An 18,739-nucleotide genomic window follows, 5' to 3' on the forward strand; every position below is an offset into this window, starting at 1 on the left:
AAACAGAAAGCTCTCTCAATCAGTCCTACTTGTAGGATTTCGCTAACCAATTTAGTTTTAATAATTCCCTTTTTCTTTCGTGTCCCACTCCTTTGATAACCAACTTTCCTATTTCACTCATTTAAAAAATACTTTTTGGATTGGATTAACCAAAAAATGTTTGATATATTCGTAAATAACAATTTATATATTCTTTATTTAAAATATAATAATAAGGGGGTGTGGGGCACTGATATTTGAGCTAAGTAAGATTTTATCTTTTAAATCAAGGAGCGATAAAAATGAAATCATTTAAACTAGCACTATTAGCCATAACAACTGCACTCATTTTACAAGGATGTGGTGAAGACTCTGATTCTGATGAATCACCAACATCGCCGCCTGATCAACCAGATATCACACAACCTGATCAGCCGGATATCGATACCGAAATCGTTGGAATGTGGAGTAGCGACGATGCTGGTAACGACTTATCAGTGATTGTCTTTACAGATGACGGTAATTATGTACAGACTCAAGTCAATGCCAGTCGCTCAAAGAGTGACCCTGAAAATGGTATGGAGTCAGGAACGTATAGCATTGATAGTAAAACAGGTAAACTCACCGCTACACCTATTTTTGACAAGAACGGTAACGCTGGATTATCAGACGCTCCCAATCCCTCTGCTAAAGTAGTGAATGGCAAGCTTATCCTCGAAGTCGATGAAAACGACAATGGTATCATTGATAGTAATGAAATCTACAGATTCTCAGAGGTCAAACCTGAAGGCATCTTAGGATCTTGGAGCTTTGATAATGCCGATGAAGATGAACTAGTCGGAGTGGCTTTCTTAGAAAACAATACTTATATCTATGTGCAAGTGGATGACACTGGTTTAACCAGCAATCCCGAAAATGGCATGGAATGGGGTATTTATGCTATCAACACTACGACTAAAGCGTTAACAACCACACAGTTTTATGACGACAATGATGGAGTTGGATTATCAGAATCGCGTACCCGTTACGCGCGTGTGACTGGTGACACCGATCTTACCATTGAGGTTGATAACAATCAAAACGGGGTAATAGACGATAACGAGAAGTTTATGTTCTCAAGAAACGGGTCTAGTACCGTTGTAGACTCCAAAATGCTCTCAGGGCTGTGGCAAATGAAGCAGGGTAACGAAGAGCTAGTAAGCTTATCCTTTTTAGACGATGGCACTTATGTACAAACCCAAGTGACTGGCCCTACTTCATCAAGAAATGAAGACAATGGTATTGAGTGGGGTAAATACTCTTTAAAAGCCAATGATGAATTGGTCATTGATAAAATTATTTATGACGCTAACGACGATTCTGGTTTGTCAGATGATGTGCTAAGAACGGTGCAAGTCTCTGGTGATACACTGACGTTAGGTGTAGACGATAACGATAATAAGGTCATAGACGATGATGAGTCCTTTACGTTTGTTAAGGCCAAGTCTGAAAACGAGTTAGGCATTTGGAAAGCAAGGGCTGGTGAGGTTAATGACGAGCTTGTACTGGTCGGATTCTTAGACAATCAGACCTTTTTTCACATAGAAGTAGATGAAAATCCACCTTTTGAAGATGGTACTGTACCACTCTCTGGTATGGACTGGAATCTCTATACTCTAGGTAACAATGGTCTATTTACCCTTGGACAGTCACTGTATACTAGTACTGGTGGTGATGATTTATCATTTTTTTATCAGATGAATGTTAAAGTCGCAGGTGACACACTCACCTTCAACGGCTATGAAGATCAGATGGAAGTACAAAATGACGATGGTGAAACGGTAATTTTTGATCGCCAGTAACTGTCAAAAATAAAAGTGCAAAAATAAAGTTCAGCTTATCAATGGATAGTCTGAACTTTATGTTGATCTAGTCATTTTTTGATTTACTCCGACGACACCGCTCAGAACAATAGATCACCTGCTCCCAGTCTTTCTCCCACTTCTTACGCCACGTAAATGGGCGCTGGCAGACGGGGCAAGTTTTTTGCGGTAGGTTTACTTTTTTATGTGCCATTATTTGCTCCCATCTACTTCTAACTACTTGTATTGTGGTGACATCTTACTTTTGATGATCCAGTCCTTCGTACTTTTTAACACGGCGACATTGGTCTGAGCAATAGACCATGCTCTCCCAGTTTTTATCAAGCTTCTTAGTCCAACTAAATTCGCGCTCGCAGACAGGGCAAAGTTTTTTGCGGACATTCTTCTTTTTGTGCGCCATACTTTTTTATCCTCAGATTTATCTTATTTTTGAATTAAGTATTAGAATTTCAATATGCGTTTAATACGTTAACGACTCCACATCGGTGAGCGCACGACTCCACCATTTTGTCCACTAATGGCATAGCTGGTATTGCCTGACAGCGAATGGATGACTAGACTACCATTACTTTGTCCTGCTACTTGCCCGCCCACACTCAAGCGGCGAGTTGGATAGACAGCATAATTACCAGAGGGAGATAGACGTGCGGGTTCATCAAGCCCTGTTTCTGCTAAGTTGACCACCTGTCCCGTCGTCAAGGTCATGACAGCCGCCTTGCGACCATTTAGATAAGCCATACGCTGACCATCTAAGCTAAGCTGAGGACTGGCCACATACCCATTTGTTGATACAGCTGTCGCATTGCCCGTAGCGAAGTCATAACGATAAATTTGCGGTCGTCCAGCACGGACTTTATCACTGGTATAGACAAAGCTCTTGCCATCAGCAGCATAACTTGGCTGTACCTCTGTACTCGGCAGGGTCGTTAACTGCTGGGTACTGCCATCACTCAGACGCATTTTATAGATATCAGCATTACCACCGACCGTAGAGCTATAAAGCAAATCTTGACCATCGGGTGAAAATGACGCTGACATATTACTGCCTTCAGCATTCACCACTAGATTGCGCGTATTGCTACTACGATCATAAATATAAATTTTGGGATGCTCACGCGGGGCTTGTTTGCTATAGGCAAGCAGTTGTCCGTCTGCCGACCATGCTGGCGCATAGATATAGCCATTAAGCTGATCAATTAGCTGACGAGCGCTACCGTCAGGACGAATGCTATAGAGGGTCGATACTTTTGCCGTACCTGCGCCCTGCTCTTCTACATAGGCAATGTATCCTCGGCGATCAATCGCTGGCATACGTGCAGTCAGCGGATTGGTCTCGACTGTACTGGTTGGCTTTTTTACTGAAGTATTAGGTAATGTCTGACAGCCAGTGAGGACGGTAACTATAGCTATCGTAGTAATGACTTTTATGGTTTCAAACATAGCGCGGTATCCAATAGATCCTAATGATAAAAGTATTGTGAATAATTAAAAAACTATCGTCACTGTTGCAGACTCAACGCCATAGATAATATCTTACGATATCAAAGGTATTATAGGGTTATGGCTCTAGTGTAGCCTAAACTGAGTCAAACTTTGGATAAAAAAATGCCCCACTTGATAGCGAGGCATGTTGCGTTTCAAGAAGAGTAGCTTTAAATAAGTAACTTTAAATAAGTAACTTCAGACGAGCAACTCTAGAAAAGTAGTTACAATTGTTTAAGTTTACGAACCAGTCAAACTGTTTACTCAATTATTAAGCTAATTCGCAACGGCTTTAAAATAAGCGACTTGAGCATCATTTTTAATGGTCAAAATAGGCACATTGTTGGCATTCTTACTAAGGCTATATTTACCTTTTACAGTAGCTAAGGCAGCAGTATCAAAGCTAGCTTGCGGTTCAGGACATGCCATCATAGTACTGATGCCGTTTTTAATCTCGACTTCACCATTTGCAACGCTATATCCAGCGCCCATGTTATTACAGGTATTCATAAATGCCACGTAATCTCTACCGTTATCATTCATAAAATTCAACGTTAACGGCTTGGCTGGGTCAAAAAATAGCTGCGTTACTTTATCACCATTGCTACGTTTGGCATCAACAAGCTGCCAGTTGTGTGCTTGCAAGACATCTGCAGTGATTGGTTGGTTAACTGGCGCAGGCAAATTCGTCGTCTGACAACCCGCAGCAAGTGTACCAACTGCCAATGTCGCGGCCATCATTACTTTACTCATGTTTTTCATATCAACTCCTCGCTGTATTGCATCCGATACTTTTACTAGACATCCTATCTACTTGAGCCATTAGCTCTAATAAACATAGTAAAAGCTCAGACTTATTATGATTCATTTATTGTTTTATTTAATGCTCTAAACAATGACAATATTGTGCATGGCTCACAGGGAGGTGTCATCATAAACTGAGTAGTTATTCGGAATGCATTTTGTACTACTTTGCAAGTATCTAGCTACTTGCTCTTGCCAGTACCTAAATGAGCTGCTAACTATAATCTTGCTCACTTTGCCCATCCCTATCAACGATGACTATTGATGGTTATTGATGATAGCTAGTGACGGTAACTATTGACGATAGCTAGTGACGGTAATTATGGATTATTCACAGCTTGCTGTCGTTGCAATGCCGCATAACCATCTAAACGCTTACGCTCAGTGTCATTAAATAGTTGCTGTTCAAGCTGATTTATCTGAATCTGCGCTTGGGCGGCATCGACATCTTGGCTTAATAAGCGATTCTTTTGAGTTTCATACTGGGTGAAGCGTTGGTCAAAATTAGCGTCTTCTTGATCTACTTGTGCCAGTCTTTCTGCTGCCGGTGCGCCCACTAGCTCTCGGCGCATATTATATAATTCCTCGGGCGTAGCACCGCGATCTTTCATCTGTTCAGTGCGAGTCATCAACTCGCTAATATTGGCTTGTTGCATGATATTGGCTTTAGTAGCATTCTCTGGCAATCGACTAATATAGTCCTGACGGGCAGCTTGTTTCTGTGCGTCAGACATCTGCTTATTTTGGTCAATTCTGACCATTTCTATACTATAGTTATCGTAATCATCCTCTGCACCAAAAAATGCTGTGATGGTTGGCTTATCAAAGTACTGCTGACGTAGATTAGCGATGTCTTGTTTTTGCTGGGCAACTGCGTTCAAATCCAGCTCGCCACTTTTGGTCGCCTGTAATTGCAGATTGCCGTAGCGCTTCTCTATCTCAGGAAGTGCTTTAAGGTAAGCAACATATTGATTAAAAATAGTGACCGCTTGGCTAGCGGCAGGCTCTGGTGTGTGATGGCGAATATAACTCTCCACACGGGCAAATATAACCGCTTCCTCTTCCTCACCTAGGGCGGATAAAAAATAATCAAACAAACGCCGCAGACCCTCAGTAACGACCAACTGTTTATTTTCATCGATGATGATTTCACCATCAATTTGGGTGCCCTTTAATGAGCGTGGTAAATTTTCTAATCCTGTGACAAAGTGAGACTGGCTGGGTGGCGTTGTAGCTTTCACGACTTGTCCCGCAGCCAGCTCAGTTGTCACTGATTCGTTAGTCTCATTATTAGAGACGGACGGTTTGATTGAAGCTGAATTTATATCGTTACTAGGCTTGAACCACAAAATAACCGCCGCTGTGGTAATGATAACCACGGCGATGATAGCAACTGTGACATAGGCTGGACGGTGGCTATTTGACATAAACGATATTTCTCAATCAATGAGCATTTTTGTTTTGTAGTTCAGCTTATAGGTTGGCATTTTTCAGACGGTTTACCTGAGTACGGTAGATAGATTTTGGCTCAGACTCTCCCCATGCCGTCAGACCCAAGACTTGATCAGCGGAATCCAAATGGTTCATTCTATAATTATCACGAATCACATAGCCAAGACGACTTGAGCAAGCAGATACCAATCCATCGTTAGACTCACCTGCAAACGGTACGCCCGTTGCGGCTAATAGGTAATCGCTAGGATCAAGTGCGCTCGTTATTTGCCCGACGCCGCTAAACGAATAGTACTTGATGCCATTGACCGCCGTACTAGTCGGTTGACCACAATAGTTTTTTGGCATTGCTGCAGGAAATTTGGCATTGAACTTAGCAGCACCATCGGTCGATAGAGCCACGAGCGCTTGCCAGCCATCTTGTTGTTGAATTTGATTGAAACTGATACCAGAACCAATATCTGTAAAGCCACCAATCAGATTAAACACGCCTGATACTAGCTGGGTGGTGACATTAGATGGCTGTCCAGAAGTATTATTTGGCTCAAGGACATCTTTAACAAAATCAGCGGTTTTTGATCCTTGCTCTGGGCTTGATACCGCAGTTACTGAGGCCACGTACTTTGGCGCGACGCCAGCGACATAACGAATATCTATACCGCCCTGACTGTGTCCAAATAAGTTGACTTTAGACTCACCTGAAATGGCGGCAATGGTCTTGACCTGTTGTAGCAGTTGCTCACCTCGAACTTCGCTGTTATTGACCGCTGACGTTTTGGTGGTATATACCTCTGAGCCACCTTTCATCAAGTCTTCTGGAATACCGTTAAAATAGTCAATGACTCCAAATAGCGTTGTGAAGCCGCCAAGCCCGTGTGCTAAGACGACCGGATATTGAGTTTTAGTGTAACTAGAAGTGAAATATTTACTGTCCACCAACTTGCAACCGTTAGCATTGGCACAATTATAGTATTGTCCTGCAGCTTGAGCAGAAGTGGTTTGCATGGTCATTAGAAGCACACCCGCACTGATTGAACCCAGTATTGGTAACAATGGCTTTGGTGTGAGAGCTGCACGAATGTACAAAGAAAGCGTCATAACAACATCCTTGTTATCATTGATTTGGTTATTTTTACTGCACAACTACAGTAAAAATTGCTGCTAATTCCGTTAGCAGGCAAAATTACATTACTTATATATCCTGCAACATTCAACTAATTTGTCAAAATATGAATATATTAGTCTGACTAATGAGTCATATAAGCCCTTACCAAGCTGTAAAGCAATTATTTTCAATGATAATGATAGGTACACTATCACTTAACGTAAAAGTGTCACTAGTACGTTTATGGTATAATCTATCTACAATGAACCCATAATTATAAGATATACGATGATGACTAAAAAATCCCTTATCCAGTCTCCAGAAGCCATAGAAAAAATGCGTGTGGCCGGTAAACTCGCTAGTGATGTCCTTGTCATGCTCGACGAGCATGTCAAAGTGGGCGTCAGTACCGAAGCACTCAATCAGATCGCCCATGACTACATTGTTAATGTGCAGCAGGCTATCCCTGCCCCACTTAACTATAATGGTTTTCCAAAATCTATCTGTACCTCAGTCAACCATGTTGTCTGTCACGGTATCCCAACTGAAAGCAAGCTGCTAAAAGATGGGGATATTATCAACATCGATGTGACTGTTATCAAAGACGGTTACTATGGCGATACCTCAAAAATGTGGATCGTCGGCAACGGCTCTATCATGGCACAGCGTATTTGCAAAGTGGCACAAGACGCCCTTTACGCGGGTATGAGCGTGGTCAAAAACGGTGCTCGCCTAGGTGATGTCGGCGCGGCTATTCAGGCCGTTGTCGAGCCTGAGCGTTTTAGTATCGTTCGCGAGTTCTGTGGTCATGGTATCAGTGATGAATTCCACCACGAGCCACAAGTCATGCACTATGGCAAAAAAGGCACTGGTTTTGAGCTAAAAACAGGTATGACGTTTACCATCGAGCCTATGATTAACCAAGGCACGTGGCAGACTAAGATTTTGCCTGATGAGTGGACGGCGATTACTAAAGATCGCAAACTGTCTGCTCAATGGGAGCACACCATGGTCGTAACAGACAATGGTTGTGAAGTGTTTACCACTCGCCCCGAAGAAGATTTAAGTTTTTTGACGCAGTAGTACAATCAAAGATCGCTTAGGCGGTCTTTTTTTTGGTCTTTAATTAGGGCATATTGAGTATTGTGCTTATAGGCGCTTTGTCTTTATACTCAGATGACCTGATAACTTCTATTGATATATTTATCAGCACCTTTATTGATAATTGCTATTCGTGACTTTTATTAGCCATTAGCACATTAGTTGCCCAATAGCGCTCAGCTTAAACGTTCTATTTCTAAACTCTTAACTGGATAACACTCATGTTTAATTGTGATATCGCCTCTGTTGATTTGACGCCTTTACCGATACTACCAAGTGAGGTGGCGACAGACTCATCCCCACTGTCAGCCAAAAATGTGACAGACAAGAACCTACTTGGCATTCCTGAATGGTTGGCCCAGATCAACGACGATATCAGCCGCTCACTAGAACGCGGCACCAATATTCGCCAACTGGTTGCAGCACGTGCTTGCGCTATCGACAGCCTATTGATTGCCTTATTCAAATGGTTTGAGTTGGATAAGACTGATTTGGCGTTTTTTGCGACTGGTGGTTACGGGCGCGGTGAGCTATCGCTTTATTCAGACATCGATATTTTGCTACTGTCTCCTGGTGAAATAGGTGCTGATGCCAGTAGTAAAATTGACAAACTGGTCGCTCTACTATGGGATATAGGACTAGAGCCTGCGCTCTCTGTACGTAGTGTCAATGATGCGCTAGAGGCCGCGCTTGATCATACGATTGCCAGTGCTCAGCTAGAGGCTCGACTCCTAATCGGCAATGAAACATTGCAAGACATGCCCGCCCAAATCGTCAATAAACAGTGGTCTCCTCGCGCATTTTTTGATGTGAAAATGGAAGAATCCAAAGCGCGTTACTTGCAGCATAATGCCACCGAGTACAACCTTGAACCCAATATCAAAACAGCACCGGGCGGGCTACGTGATATCCATATCATCGGCTGGGTCACTAAGCGTTATTTTCGCGTGAGCAAGCTATATGATTTAGTGCAACAGAACTTTTTGACTGAAAAAGAATTTGATGAGTTGAGCTTTGCCGAAGGGTATTTATGGCAAATTCGTCATTACTTACATGTACTGACTGGCCGTAATGAAAACAAGCTGTTGTTTGATTATCAGCGTGAGATTGCTCAGCTAATGGGCTACGAGACTCAGCCCGATGACCAGCCTAATGCTGCGGTTGAACGGTTTATGCGCGACTATTATCGCTGTGCAATGCAAATATCAACACTGTCTGAGATGCTGACCAATCATTATTATGAAACGATCATAGAGCCGCAGCTGCCTGACGATGAACGTCCAAAAAAACAGCCTATAAATGCGCGATTCAACCGTATTGGCAACCAAATTGCCATCGCCCATCATCGAGTCTTTGCACAGCACCCTGAGTCTATCTTAGAGATGTTTTTATTGATGGGTCAGCATGGCATCGATAAAGTTCGCACCCACACCTTACGCGCACTCAAAATTGCCGCGCGAGGCATCGATCAGATATATAGAGACAACCCTACTCACAAAGCGTTGTTTTTATCGAATTTAAAAGAACAAAACTACCTGTTTCATCGTCTACGTACCATGAATCGCTATGGGGTATTGGGTAACTATATTCCTGCGTTTGCGCAAGTTACTGGCCTTATGCAATATGACTTGTTCCATCGTTATACGGTAGACGCGCATACTTTATTTTTAATTAGAATCTTGCATCGATTTACAGATCCAGCCTTTCAAGAAGAGTTTCCACTGGTCAGCTCTATCTTTCAGCGTATCGAGCGTAAAGAGATTTTGGTATTGGCAGCGATGTTCCATGATATTGCTAAGGGCCGTGGCGGCGATCATAGTGAGCTTGGTCAAACTGAATCGATTGAGTTTTGCTTATCGCATGGTATGAGCTTGGCTGATGCAAACTTGGTTGGTTGGCTCACGCGCTACCATCTTCTCATGTCGATTACTGCACAGAAAAAAGATATCTCAGACCCTGAAGTGGTGACTATTTTCTCTGACCTCATTGGTAATGTGACTCATCTAAACCATCTGTATGTACTGACGGTAGCTGATATGAATGCGACCAACCCACAGCTCTGGAACAGTTGGCGGGCGACCCTCATGAAACAGCTATACTCACAAACTCGGCGTATCTTGCGCGCTGATATCGACGCGCCTACCAATCGTCAAGATATGATTAGCGCTACACGCAAGCAAGCGTTGACGATGCTAGATAATGTCAATAACCAACACATGAACCGCGATGAAGTATTGCGTCTATGGGATGACTTGGGCGATGAGTATTTCTTGCGAGAGATTGCAGAAGATATCTTATGGCATACCGAAGCTATTTTGAATCACCCACCGATTGGGCTTGCTTCTAATGCTGACAGTCCGCCGTTGGTCGTTTTGCGTGAACATCGCGAATTGGCGCTTGATGCGGTACAGGTCTTTGTTTATACCCAAGATCAGATGAACCTGTTTGCCGTTACTATGGCAGTGTTTGATCAGATGAATCTTGATGTTTTAGATGCACGCATTATCACAGCAACCCGTGACTTTGCTTTGGATTCTTATGTATTGCTAGATCCTAGTGGCACATTGCTGGTTGATGAAGACAGTCAACAAGAGCTAAAACAACGCTTAATTGACTCGTTCAAAGACCCTACTGTACTTAAGCTGACGAACAAGCGTATGCCACGTCAGTTAAAACACTTTGAAGTAAAAACGGTGATTAACTTCGAGTTCAATGAAGCATCAGATCAGCACATCTTGAGCTTAGAAACGCTTGATCAGCCAGGGCTACTGGCGCGAGTTGGGCAAGTGTTTTTGCAAGAGCAAATCGAAGTACATGCTGCGCGTATTACCACTTTAGGTGAGCGTGCTGAGGATATGTTTTATATCAGTGATCAAAACGATAAGCCACTCTCACCTGATAGACTGGAAGCATTAAAGGCAGCTCTGTTAGCCAGTCTTACCGTTCAGAAAGAGCATAATAGCGTAATATATTTTTGATACGGCTAGATAGTTTTGGTTAGCCATTATTTTGAATATTAACTAGCAAAAGTAGTCTGATAGTCATCATAGAAGTACGTTTTATAACGTACTTCTATAGGTTATCTCGCTGGCATGTTCGTTCAATTCATCGTCAGCAAGCTCTGGCGGCAAAACACCTACTTCAGGTGGCTGCTGCTCCATGATTAATCGTCCAGCATCGACTTCTTTTTGTAGCAAACACTGCAAGCTTGCTAGGTGAAACTGTCCATCTAGATAATCATCTAAGGCTTCTAAAGAAATAGGCGATTTGGCATGTACATCAGGATACAGGCTATCTTCTGCCAAAATAATCATCTCGTTGAGCGCCTCTTCGCGCATCAGCTCGTCGTTGTCTATTTTGCGCTGAAGTTTGTTTTCCAACTGGCCTTTAGCAGCAAGTGCGCTGACAAAAAATATGGTCTGTATTACAAACAAAGAAACGTATTGCCATAGCGGTAATGAGATACCAAATATATTATTGAGCAGCATCAAGGCCATTGCCACTACCACGTAGCCGACCAATTGCCACAACAGCCACATAATTAGGCTGTTTTCACCATACCAAAACATTTTCTTTTCTTGACGCTCGATCAGTTGCTGGCGCGCTTGCCACCAGCTCTGTTCACGTTCTTTGAGCAGCTTATACAGGTTAGAACGCTGCAAACTGTTATCAAGTTTTTCATTATTGATATCTTTAGCGATGAGATCATCATTATTTAGCACACTAGACATATCAAACTATCCTTAAAACGATCTACCACTTTTGTGATGTAGTCATTTTTTATATTGTTATAGGTTATAGATTATGAAAGGTTCAAAAGACTTTTGAGCGACTACCTATTTGGTAGTCATACAATGAATAGCTTACGCTTGGTAAATGCCTATTCACGATATAAGAAGAAAAGGACAAAAAATTAGAGAAGTGCTACACTGCTCTAATGTAAATTTTCTTTATAACTTTATTATTAATTGTCTATTATAGTTATCACACTTATGAATCACAACTTAAAGCATCTACATCCTTATCCATTCGCAAAGATGGCAACATTGCTTGCCGATCGCAAGCCTGCCAACGGTTACAGTGAAATAAAGCTCGGTATTGGTGAGCCAAAACATGAGCCCCCTGCATTTGTGCTGGACGTCCTACGCGAAAACTTGGACAAAATAAGTCGTTATCCGACTACAAACGGTATGTTTGAGCTGCGCCAAACCATCGCCCACTGGTTAGAGAAGCGGTTTTTTCTAAATCATGTCGATGCCAATACTCAAGTATTACCCGTGATGGGTACGCGTGAAGCGATTTTTAGCTTTGTACAAGCGGTCGTTGATCATGATGTAGCTGACAAAGAGAGCGATTCTCTAGCGTCTAACACATCGCCTACAGTCGTCATGCCCAACCCGTTTTATCAGATATACGAAGGCGCTACGATATTGGCACAGGCAACGCCTTACTTTGTCCCTTGTACATCAGCTAATGGCTATAAAGGTGACTATCGCGCGGTACCAAAAGACGTTTGGACGCGTACGCAGCTATTGTTTGTCTGTAGTCCAAACAATCCAACAGGCGCCGTCATGACAATGGATGACTGGGAATACCTTATTCGTCTGTCAGATCAGTACGGTTTTATTATTGCCAGTGACGAGTGCTATAGCGAGCTGTATTTTGATACAGCACCGATTGGATTGCTCCAAGCCTGTGCAGCCCTTGGTCGCCGTGATTTCAAAAACTGTATCGTGTTCCACTCTCTATCCAAACGTTCAAACTTACCGGGTTTGCGCTCTGGATTTGTGGCTGGTGATGCCAAAATTTTGCAGGCTTATTTGCAATATCGTACTTACCAAGGTTGTGCGATGCCGATACCACATCAGCTGGCCTCTATCGCTGCGTGGCAAGACGAAAAACACGTCGCTCATAATCGCGCGCTATACCAAGAAAAGTTTGCCCTATGGATGTCTGAGCTTGGGGAATTGCTAGAGTTACGTAGGCCTGATGCTGGGTTTTACTTTTGGGTCAAAGTGCCTGAGCAGTTCGATGGTGATGATGAAATCTTTGTCAAAGCGCTGTATGAGCAAGCCAATATTCATGCATTGGCAGGACGTTATTTGTCACGTGAAGTTGATGGTCATAATCCTGGACAAGGTTATGTGCGTATCGCTCTGGTCGCGAGTGTCGATGAGAGCCGAGAAGCAATCAGTCGTATCCGCCAATTGTTAGGTGCTTAAAGCTAATTAGAAAAATCTAATGTAGCTGGAATAAATGTCGCAGTAGCAAAAAGCCTCCAATAACCCTATTTATATTGTGGTTATTGGAGGCTTTTTGTTTTATTAATGCTATAGTAAAGTCTCTGCCGAAAATATGCCATCAAGGATGATGCCATGCCCCATCTTGATTTTAGCCAACCGCCCTTTGATGTATTGAGCTTAGCCGAGCGTCAAAGCATTAGAAAAAACACCCAGATACGCTATCTTGCCAAAAATGAAAGCTTGCCTGCAGAAGAATTACAATGTCTATATGTGGTCATCAAAGGGCAAATCGAGCAATCACTAAATGGTGAGTTTGTCGCGTCCTATGTAGGTAGCAATCACGCTGACGGTCTGAACAATAATGATTGGTTTGATAGTCGCCGCCTACCTGAGTCACTTGCCAAGGATAATCAGCTAGAGCCTGAAAGTACGGCCATACAGCCCTATCAATTCCGAGCTAATGAAGAGACGTTACTGCTCCAAGTCGCTGGCACCGCTATTGATAAAATCAGCGCGCAAAATCACTTGGTACGGCAAATGCTATCAGACAAACTGCCCGAACGATTAAAAGCATTGCGCCAACGACGTCATAATAAAACGCTAGATCCTGCCAGCTATACCAACCAACAAGAAGTACAGCAAATCATGCTGCAGCCAGTGATAGATGTTCACCTGTTACCAGTACATATCGTCGATGCCAATGATAGCTTGTACGAAGCTGCCCGCATCATGACCAAAGCTGGATTAAAACATGTACTGGTCAGACCGTTACATGGCTTAAGTGGCTCACAAACAGCGCAACATGAGACAAGATTACTTTTAGGGATTTTGACCGATACTGATATCTGCCGCGCGGTGAGTGACAGACAAGATCCAGCTATCACCCCTTGCCAGCGCTATGCAAATTTTAATCTCCGTACGATCAAAGCCAGTGATGAGATTGGCGATGCGCTGCTGACCATGACTCGCTACCGGATTCATAGACTGCCAGTCATTGATAAGAGTGGCAATGTCGTCGGTGTGCTTGGGCAAAGCGATATGCTCGCTCATATTGGTCATCATTCACAGCTGATTAGTATTCAAATCGAACAGGCACAAGACTTATCGAGCCTAGATACCGCTGTTGAGCTGATCGGGCGCTATATTCGAGCACAGCATCACAATGGTGTCAAAATCGGCAATATCAGTCGTATGGTACAGACGCTAAATGCGCAGGTATTTACCAAGCTATGGCAGCTAATCGTACCTGATGAAGTGATGGCCAATACCTGCCTTATCGTTATGGGTTCAGAAGGGCGCGGTGAGCAAATCATGCGTACCGATCAAGACAACGCGCTCATCATTCGTGATGGCTATAGACACTCTGATTTGGCACAGTTTTCTGATACTTTTAATACCCATTTAGCAACGCTTGGCTACCCACTGTGTGATGGCAATATTATGATGACCAATCCTATGTGGCGACAACCGCTCAAGCAATTCACTGCACAAATTAACCTATGGTTTAGTAACTCCGACCCAATGCATGGTATTTACTTGTCTGCGATACTAGATGGTGAATACGTCTGCGGCGATGAGTCACTGCTGACTCAAGTACGTCAGCATTTAAAGCTTGCTCATAGCCAGGCAGATCCTATGTTTGTCAGGCAATTTTCCCGGGCAGCGCTACAGTTTGGCGATGTTAATCAATGGTGGCAAAAGTTTGTACCTTTACTAGGTGGCAAATCAGCATCGTCCGATATCGACCTAAAAAAAGCCGGTATCTTTCCCTTAGTTCATGGTATCCGCACTTTAGCATTAGAAAACAATGTGCTCGACGTGCCTAGTACCAAAGCGCGTTTAAAGGGCTTGGTACAGGTTGATGCTATGACTCAAGAGCGCGCCGATACTTTACTAGAAGCGCTAGAGTTTTTTATGGCGCAGCGCTTATCTGTGGCCCTCTCAACCGACGATAAGCATGCACGGCAAGTAGATCCAACGACTTTGACTGCGCTTGAGCGTGACTTACTAAAAGAGTGTCTGGCCGTGGTCAAAAGCTTTAAAAACCAATTGCGTCAACACTATCAACTAGAAATCGCATAAATGTGGCCGTCTTAATATAGAGGCTTCATGAATAGAGAAAGTTTATAGATAAAAAAATAACATACATGAGTGAATGACTAATATGAGCTGGTTACAGCAGTTATCTTGCGCTTGGCAAAAGACACAATTGCAGCGTCCAGAGTTGGCCTCAATGTTTACGACACCTTCGGCTGAGCAGTGGGTGGCGATTGACTGCGAAATGACAGGATTGAACCCCAAGAAGAATCACCTGCTGTCTGTAGCAGCGATACAGATTAATGGCAATACCATCGACACGGGTAATGGCATGCATTTGGTTTGCAGGCCTCCTGTGATGCCAGACCGCGACACTATTGTCATTCATGGCTTGCGTACCGCCGACGTTGAACATGGCATGAGTTACGATGACATGTTGGCACTGCTGCTACCATTCATAGGTAATCGACCAATCGTTGGATTCTGTACACAGCTAGACATGGCTTTTTTGAACCCTTTGGTCAAACGTTATATGGGAACATCTCTACCAAACGAAGTCATAGACTTGCGGCACCTGTACAGTCGGCGTATCAGTGGTCACACACAAGGGCTTTCTGGACAAGCTCAACATCTAAATCGTATCTTAGCCCATTACAACATTCCTGAACTGGGCGCGCATGATGCTTACAATGATGCTGTCATGACGGCGATGGCTTTTTTGCATGTGCGTTAGCAGTAAAGCATGCTCGCAGTTCAATCGATAGTTAGCGTTAGTTATCTAAATAAGGGCGTCGTTATCGCTAGGGCGTGTCCTCATTTTGAAAATGGTGAAAAAAATGAGGTAAATAGCAGCCAAACAAGGAAAGGTGTACAGATAATATCGAGATATTAGCCAGCTACTTGACGCAGTTTGGCAAAGATTTAGCTATTTTTAGCCCATTTACAGTTTACTGTTCAGATTAATGTCACGCCCTAAAATTGTACTGCTGACATCGTGTGCGAAAACGACAACTCATGTTACCATAGGCTGTTTTTGCCACCTGATGAAAGATGCTCATGCGATACCCTTCTAAACGCCGTCATTACTCTACTGCTGCAACCAAAACCACCACGCTTTGTCGTCATTTGCGACCGCTGAACCAACCTAATAAACGTCTATCTAGGTTAGCATTATTGGCAGCGGTTATAGTCGCACCAATACAGGCACAAGCCGTGTTGCCCGCAGACATTCAAAAAGCCTTGGCGCGTGCCGACTTGACAGAAGCGGATATCAGTATCGTGATTACCCCTGTGGGTGACAAGGCTGCCAGCCGTCTGCCTACTCCTATTCAAGTCATCGATAGTAATGAACCTGATAGCCAACCTGCAGCTACTATAGTATCTGAGCACCCAGTTACAAACGCCTCTACGGATACAAGTACCAGCGACCCGAACCACCAGAGCGTCTTAGTTACCATAGAGCAGCGCACCATTGAAAAGCACGAGCGAAAAATACATACTTATACCGATGACCCTTATACTTATCAGAGCGTAGAGAGCATTCCAACGGTTACCCCTGACGAACCTCAGCATACGCTTGATCAGAATGCCAAAGCCCAAGATACGGCAAGCAATAATAAAACCTCTATAAAGATTTCATTTTCGCCTTTGCTAGATCACCAGTCTGACATCCCTCGTACGCCTGCCAGCACCATGAAACTCGTGCCTAGCTTTATCGCTTTGGACACTTTAGGGGCCGATTTTGTGTGGCATACACGGGTGTATCATACGGGCCTTATCATCGGCAACCGTCTACATGGTGACTTGATTATTCAAGGTAGTGGCGACCCAAAAATGACCCACGAACGTTTGAAGCAGTTGCTATATAAAGTGCAAGCATCAGGTATTCGTCATATCGATGGTGACATCATCATTGACAGCGCTGTTTTTAACAATGTTAGTAAAGACCCTGCCGCCTTTGATAATTCACCTCTACGCCCTTATAACGCTAGTCCTGATGGGTTTTTGGTTAACTTTAGCACCATTGGCATCAAAACTTACCCTCAAGATAACGGCCAAGCAAGTGTGACCTATAAGCCGCGGTTAGCCAACTATCAGCTGCCTGCTACAATCAATACCCGTGCAGCCAGTTGTGGGCAGGCAAGCTATAGCCTAGCGCCGCAGTGGCAAAACACGCAGCTTGTGTTAAATGTCAGTCTGCCAGAGAGCTGCGGTGAGCATGTCTTTTACGTGGCATATCCCAATGCCAAAGAGTTTGCTGCACACGTCATCGCTGCCAAATGGCAAGCATTAGGGAATACTTTGAGTGGACAGGTAGTCTCACAAGAAACCCCTTACGATATGACCAAGACGACAAAACAAGCGCACGGACTTACGGCTATCGCGATGTCTCCTCTACCTATGGTCAGCTATCCATCGTTGAATTTAACCGAGCAGATTCATGACATCAACCACTTCTCAAACAATGTCATGGCTGAGCAAGTGGCGCTATCTATAGGCGCTTATGACAAAGGAAGGCTGACTCAATCAATACCGTCTAACACAACTGCGACTAGTCCAAGCAGTCATGAAGCTAGCGTTAGTAATACAGCTGATAATAAAATAACGACTGATAAGTCTAATGGTAAAAAGGCTGATAGCTTATATCAGTTTGGTAAACCTGCTACGACAGACTATCCAGCAGCCTTACAAACTATCAATCAATGGTGGCAAACCAATCTCAGTACGCCGCCGCCCCATTTGACCAATGGCTCAGGACTTTGCCGCGAGTGTACTATCACTGCCGCCAACCTAAGCGAGCTACTGACTTATGCTTATAGTCGACCAAATTTTGATGCCTATGTCGACTCGTTAGGGGTCGCTGGGGTTAGTGGCACTATTGCCGCTCATAGCGATCGCTTGCCTGAATCAACAGCCACTGGCCGCGCATGGATAAAAACTGGCACGTTAAATAACGTCACCTCAATGGCAGGTTATGTCAAAGGACTGTCAGGACAGGATTACGTTGTCGTCGGCATAATCAATACTGAGCAAGCATTAAATCCTTATGCAGCTAGGCCTGTATTAGATGTCATGCTCGACTGGGCAGCACAGCGCTGATTTTAACGCTTTAAGACGTTGTATTATCTATACTCTATTTTTTACCTTTATAAAGGTTAGCTTATGTCACGCCAGACAACCAGTCTTAACAAACCTCAAACGCTTGTACAAGTGCAGCCCAAACTGGCTCGATATGTCGGTTTTTTTGCGATTGGATATACGCTTGCCAGTACCATATTTATGATGATACAGACCAAACTTGCGCTCAATCCACAACTGGTCATGGTGGTTTCTATTATCGTGGGTGCTTATATCGCTGTCAGTAAATTTATCAAACATCAGAAGCGAGCATTAGCGCGAGATGAGATTAATAAGTTGATGTTTGGTGGGGTTGTGATTGTCTGGATACTGACGGTCATTTATTTTTCAGCCATCTGGTTTTGGCTGTTTGATACGATAAGCCGTGAGGTATTGTTTGAGATGGCGATGCAGCGTCCACTGCCCCTGCTTTCATCACTAATGCTAATGCTGGTTCTCACTCTAGTCAGTGCGCGAATCAGTCTATGGTCTATCAATCGATTATTAGACCCTATACGCAAATCAACGTAAGTACAAACCATCATCTACAAGGTGCT

General features: G+C 43.6%; 15 protein-coding genes. 8 read left to right on the forward strand and 7 right to left on the reverse strand.

Features of this window, described 5'->3' with window-relative positions:
- Nucleotides 1-281 precede the first annotated feature (281 nt).
- Nucleotides 282-1,820, forward strand: a complete 1,539-nt coding sequence (locus CXF69_RS13580) for a hypothetical protein (protein WP_101204955.1) — start codon at nt 282-284, stop codon at nt 1,818-1,820.
- A 67-nt stretch (nt 1,821-1,887) separates the two neighbouring features.
- Here the strand turns inward: CXF69_RS13580 and CXF69_RS13585 are convergent, their stop codons facing one another.
- From CXF69_RS13585 to CXF69_RS13610, 6 genes are all read right to left on the reverse strand, one after another.
- Nucleotides 1,888-2,034, reverse strand: a complete 147-nt coding sequence (locus CXF69_RS13585; protein ID WP_101204956.1) for a DUF2256 domain-containing protein — start codon at nt 2,032-2,034, stop codon at nt 1,888-1,890.
- Nucleotides 2,035-2,079: 45 nt separating this feature from the next.
- A complete protein-coding gene (locus CXF69_RS13590; RefSeq protein ID WP_082624551.1) occupies nt 2,080-2,241 on the reverse strand; it encodes a DUF2256 domain-containing protein in 162 nt (53 codons plus the stop codon).
- Nucleotides 2,242-2,309: 68 nt separating this feature from the next.
- Entirely contained in the window at nt 2,310-3,281 is a 972-nt protein-coding gene (locus tag CXF69_RS13595) for a PD40 domain-containing protein (protein ID WP_101204957.1), read from the reverse strand.
- Nucleotides 3,282-3,599: 318 nt separating this feature from the next.
- Complete coding sequence (locus CXF69_RS13600; RefSeq protein WP_101204958.1) at nt 3,600-4,085, reverse strand: META domain-containing protein; 486 nt, start codon at nt 4,083-4,085, stop codon at nt 3,600-3,602.
- A gap of 362 nt (nt 4,086-4,447) precedes the next feature.
- The gene (locus CXF69_RS13605) at nt 4,448-5,554 is read right to left on the reverse strand and encodes a lipase secretion chaperone (RefSeq protein ID WP_101204959.1); all 1,107 of its coding nucleotides are present in this window, start codon (nt 5,552-5,554) and stop codon (nt 4,448-4,450) included.
- Between the two features lie 46 nt (nt 5,555-5,600).
- A complete protein-coding gene (locus CXF69_RS13610) occupies nt 5,601-6,677 on the reverse strand; it encodes an esterase/lipase family protein (protein ID WP_101204960.1) in 1,077 nt (358 codons plus the stop codon).
- Nucleotides 6,678-6,975: 298 nt separating this feature from the next.
- Here CXF69_RS13610 and map point away from each other — a divergent pair, with 298 nt between their 5' ends.
- Complete coding sequence (gene map / locus CXF69_RS13615) at nt 6,976-7,767, forward strand: type I methionyl aminopeptidase (protein WP_371548431.1); 792 nt, start codon at nt 6,976-6,978, stop codon at nt 7,765-7,767.
- A gap of 239 nt (nt 7,768-8,006) precedes the next feature.
- Nucleotides 8,007-10,763: a [protein-PII] uridylyltransferase gene (gene glnD / locus CXF69_RS13620; RefSeq protein WP_101204962.1), complete on the forward strand. Its 2,757-nt coding sequence runs from the start codon at nt 8,007-8,009 to the stop codon at nt 10,761-10,763.
- Between the two features lie 81 nt (nt 10,764-10,844).
- On the opposite strand, the gene CXF69_RS13625 is transcribed toward glnD, so the two are convergent.
- Complete coding sequence (locus CXF69_RS13625; protein WP_101204963.1) at nt 10,845-11,516, reverse strand: hypothetical protein; 672 nt, start codon at nt 11,514-11,516, stop codon at nt 10,845-10,847.
- Nucleotides 11,517-11,777: 261 nt separating this feature from the next.
- Here CXF69_RS13625 and dapC point away from each other — a divergent pair, with 261 nt between their 5' ends.
- The 5 genes from dapC (at nt 11,778) to CXF69_RS13650 (ending at nt 18,713) form a co-directional block, all read left to right on the forward strand.
- Complete coding sequence (gene dapC, locus CXF69_RS13630; protein WP_101204964.1) at nt 11,778-13,007, forward strand: succinyldiaminopimelate transaminase; 1,230 nt, start codon at nt 11,778-11,780, stop codon at nt 13,005-13,007.
- A gap of 153 nt (nt 13,008-13,160) precedes the next feature.
- Nucleotides 13,161-15,110, forward strand: coding sequence for a DUF294 nucleotidyltransferase-like domain-containing protein (locus tag CXF69_RS13635; RefSeq protein ID WP_101204965.1), 1,950 nt, complete (start codon nt 13,161-13,163; stop codon nt 15,108-15,110).
- A gap of 82 nt (nt 15,111-15,192) precedes the next feature.
- Complete coding sequence (locus tag CXF69_RS13640; RefSeq protein ID WP_101204966.1) at nt 15,193-15,798, forward strand: 3'-5' exonuclease; 606 nt, start codon at nt 15,193-15,195, stop codon at nt 15,796-15,798.
- Nucleotides 15,799-16,121: 323 nt separating this feature from the next.
- Nucleotides 16,122-18,164: a D-alanyl-D-alanine carboxypeptidase/D-alanyl-D-alanine-endopeptidase gene (locus tag CXF69_RS13645; RefSeq protein ID WP_228706800.1), complete on the forward strand. Its 2,043-nt coding sequence runs from the start codon at nt 16,122-16,124 to the stop codon at nt 18,162-18,164.
- A 63-nt stretch (nt 18,165-18,227) separates the two neighbouring features.
- The gene (locus CXF69_RS13650) at nt 18,228-18,713 is read left to right on the forward strand and encodes an ABZJ_00895 family protein (RefSeq protein WP_102078514.1); all 486 of its coding nucleotides are present in this window, start codon (nt 18,228-18,230) and stop codon (nt 18,711-18,713) included.
- Nucleotides 18,714-18,739: the final 26 nt, after the last annotated feature.

This window comes from Psychrobacter sp. Choline-02u-9 (assembly GCF_002836505.1).
Taxonomy (GTDB): Bacteria; Pseudomonadota; Gammaproteobacteria; order Pseudomonadales; family Moraxellaceae; genus Psychrobacter.

What these genes read in the sequence shown, in the direction of transcription:
- CXF69_RS13580 (WP_101204955.1), top strand. Translation starts at nt 282, where the DNA reads ATGAAATCATTTAAACTAGCACTATTAGCCATAACAACTGCACTCATT.
- CXF69_RS13585 (WP_101204956.1), bottom strand. Translation starts at nt 2,034, where the DNA reads ATGGCACATAAAAAAGTAAACCTACCGCAAAAAACTTGCCCCGTCTGC.
- CXF69_RS13590 (WP_082624551.1), bottom strand. Translation starts at nt 2,241, where the DNA reads ATGGCGCACAAAAAGAAGAATGTCCGCAAAAAACTTTGCCCTGTCTGC.
- CXF69_RS13595 (WP_101204957.1), bottom strand. Translation starts at nt 3,281, where the DNA reads ATGTTTGAAACCATAAAAGTCATTACTACGATAGCTATAGTTACCGTC.
- CXF69_RS13600 (WP_101204958.1), bottom strand. Translation starts at nt 4,085, where the DNA reads ATGAAAAACATGAGTAAAGTAATGATGGCCGCGACATTGGCAGTTGGT.
- CXF69_RS13605 (WP_101204959.1), bottom strand. Translation starts at nt 5,554, where the DNA reads ATGTCAAATAGCCACCGTCCAGCCTATGTCACAGTTGCTATCATCGCC.
- CXF69_RS13610 (WP_101204960.1), bottom strand. Translation starts at nt 6,677, where the DNA reads ATGACGCTTTCTTTGTACATTCGTGCAGCTCTCACACCAAAGCCATTG.
- map (WP_371548431.1), top strand. Translation starts at nt 6,976, where the DNA reads ATGACTAAAAAATCCCTTATCCAGTCTCCAGAAGCCATAGAAAAAATG.
- glnD (WP_101204962.1), top strand. Translation starts at nt 8,007, where the DNA reads ATGTTTAATTGTGATATCGCCTCTGTTGATTTGACGCCTTTACCGATA.
- CXF69_RS13625 (WP_101204963.1), bottom strand. Translation starts at nt 11,516, where the DNA reads ATGTCTAGTGTGCTAAATAATGATGATCTCATCGCTAAAGATATCAAT.
- dapC (WP_101204964.1), top strand. Translation starts at nt 11,778, where the DNA reads ATGAATCACAACTTAAAGCATCTACATCCTTATCCATTCGCAAAGATG.
- CXF69_RS13635 (WP_101204965.1), top strand. Translation starts at nt 13,161, where the DNA reads ATGCCCCATCTTGATTTTAGCCAACCGCCCTTTGATGTATTGAGCTTA.
- CXF69_RS13640 (WP_101204966.1), top strand. Translation starts at nt 15,193, where the DNA reads ATGAGCTGGTTACAGCAGTTATCTTGCGCTTGGCAAAAGACACAATTG.
- CXF69_RS13645 (WP_228706800.1), top strand. Translation starts at nt 16,122, where the DNA reads ATGCGATACCCTTCTAAACGCCGTCATTACTCTACTGCTGCAACCAAA.
- CXF69_RS13650 (WP_102078514.1), top strand. Translation starts at nt 18,228, where the DNA reads ATGTCACGCCAGACAACCAGTCTTAACAAACCTCAAACGCTTGTACAA.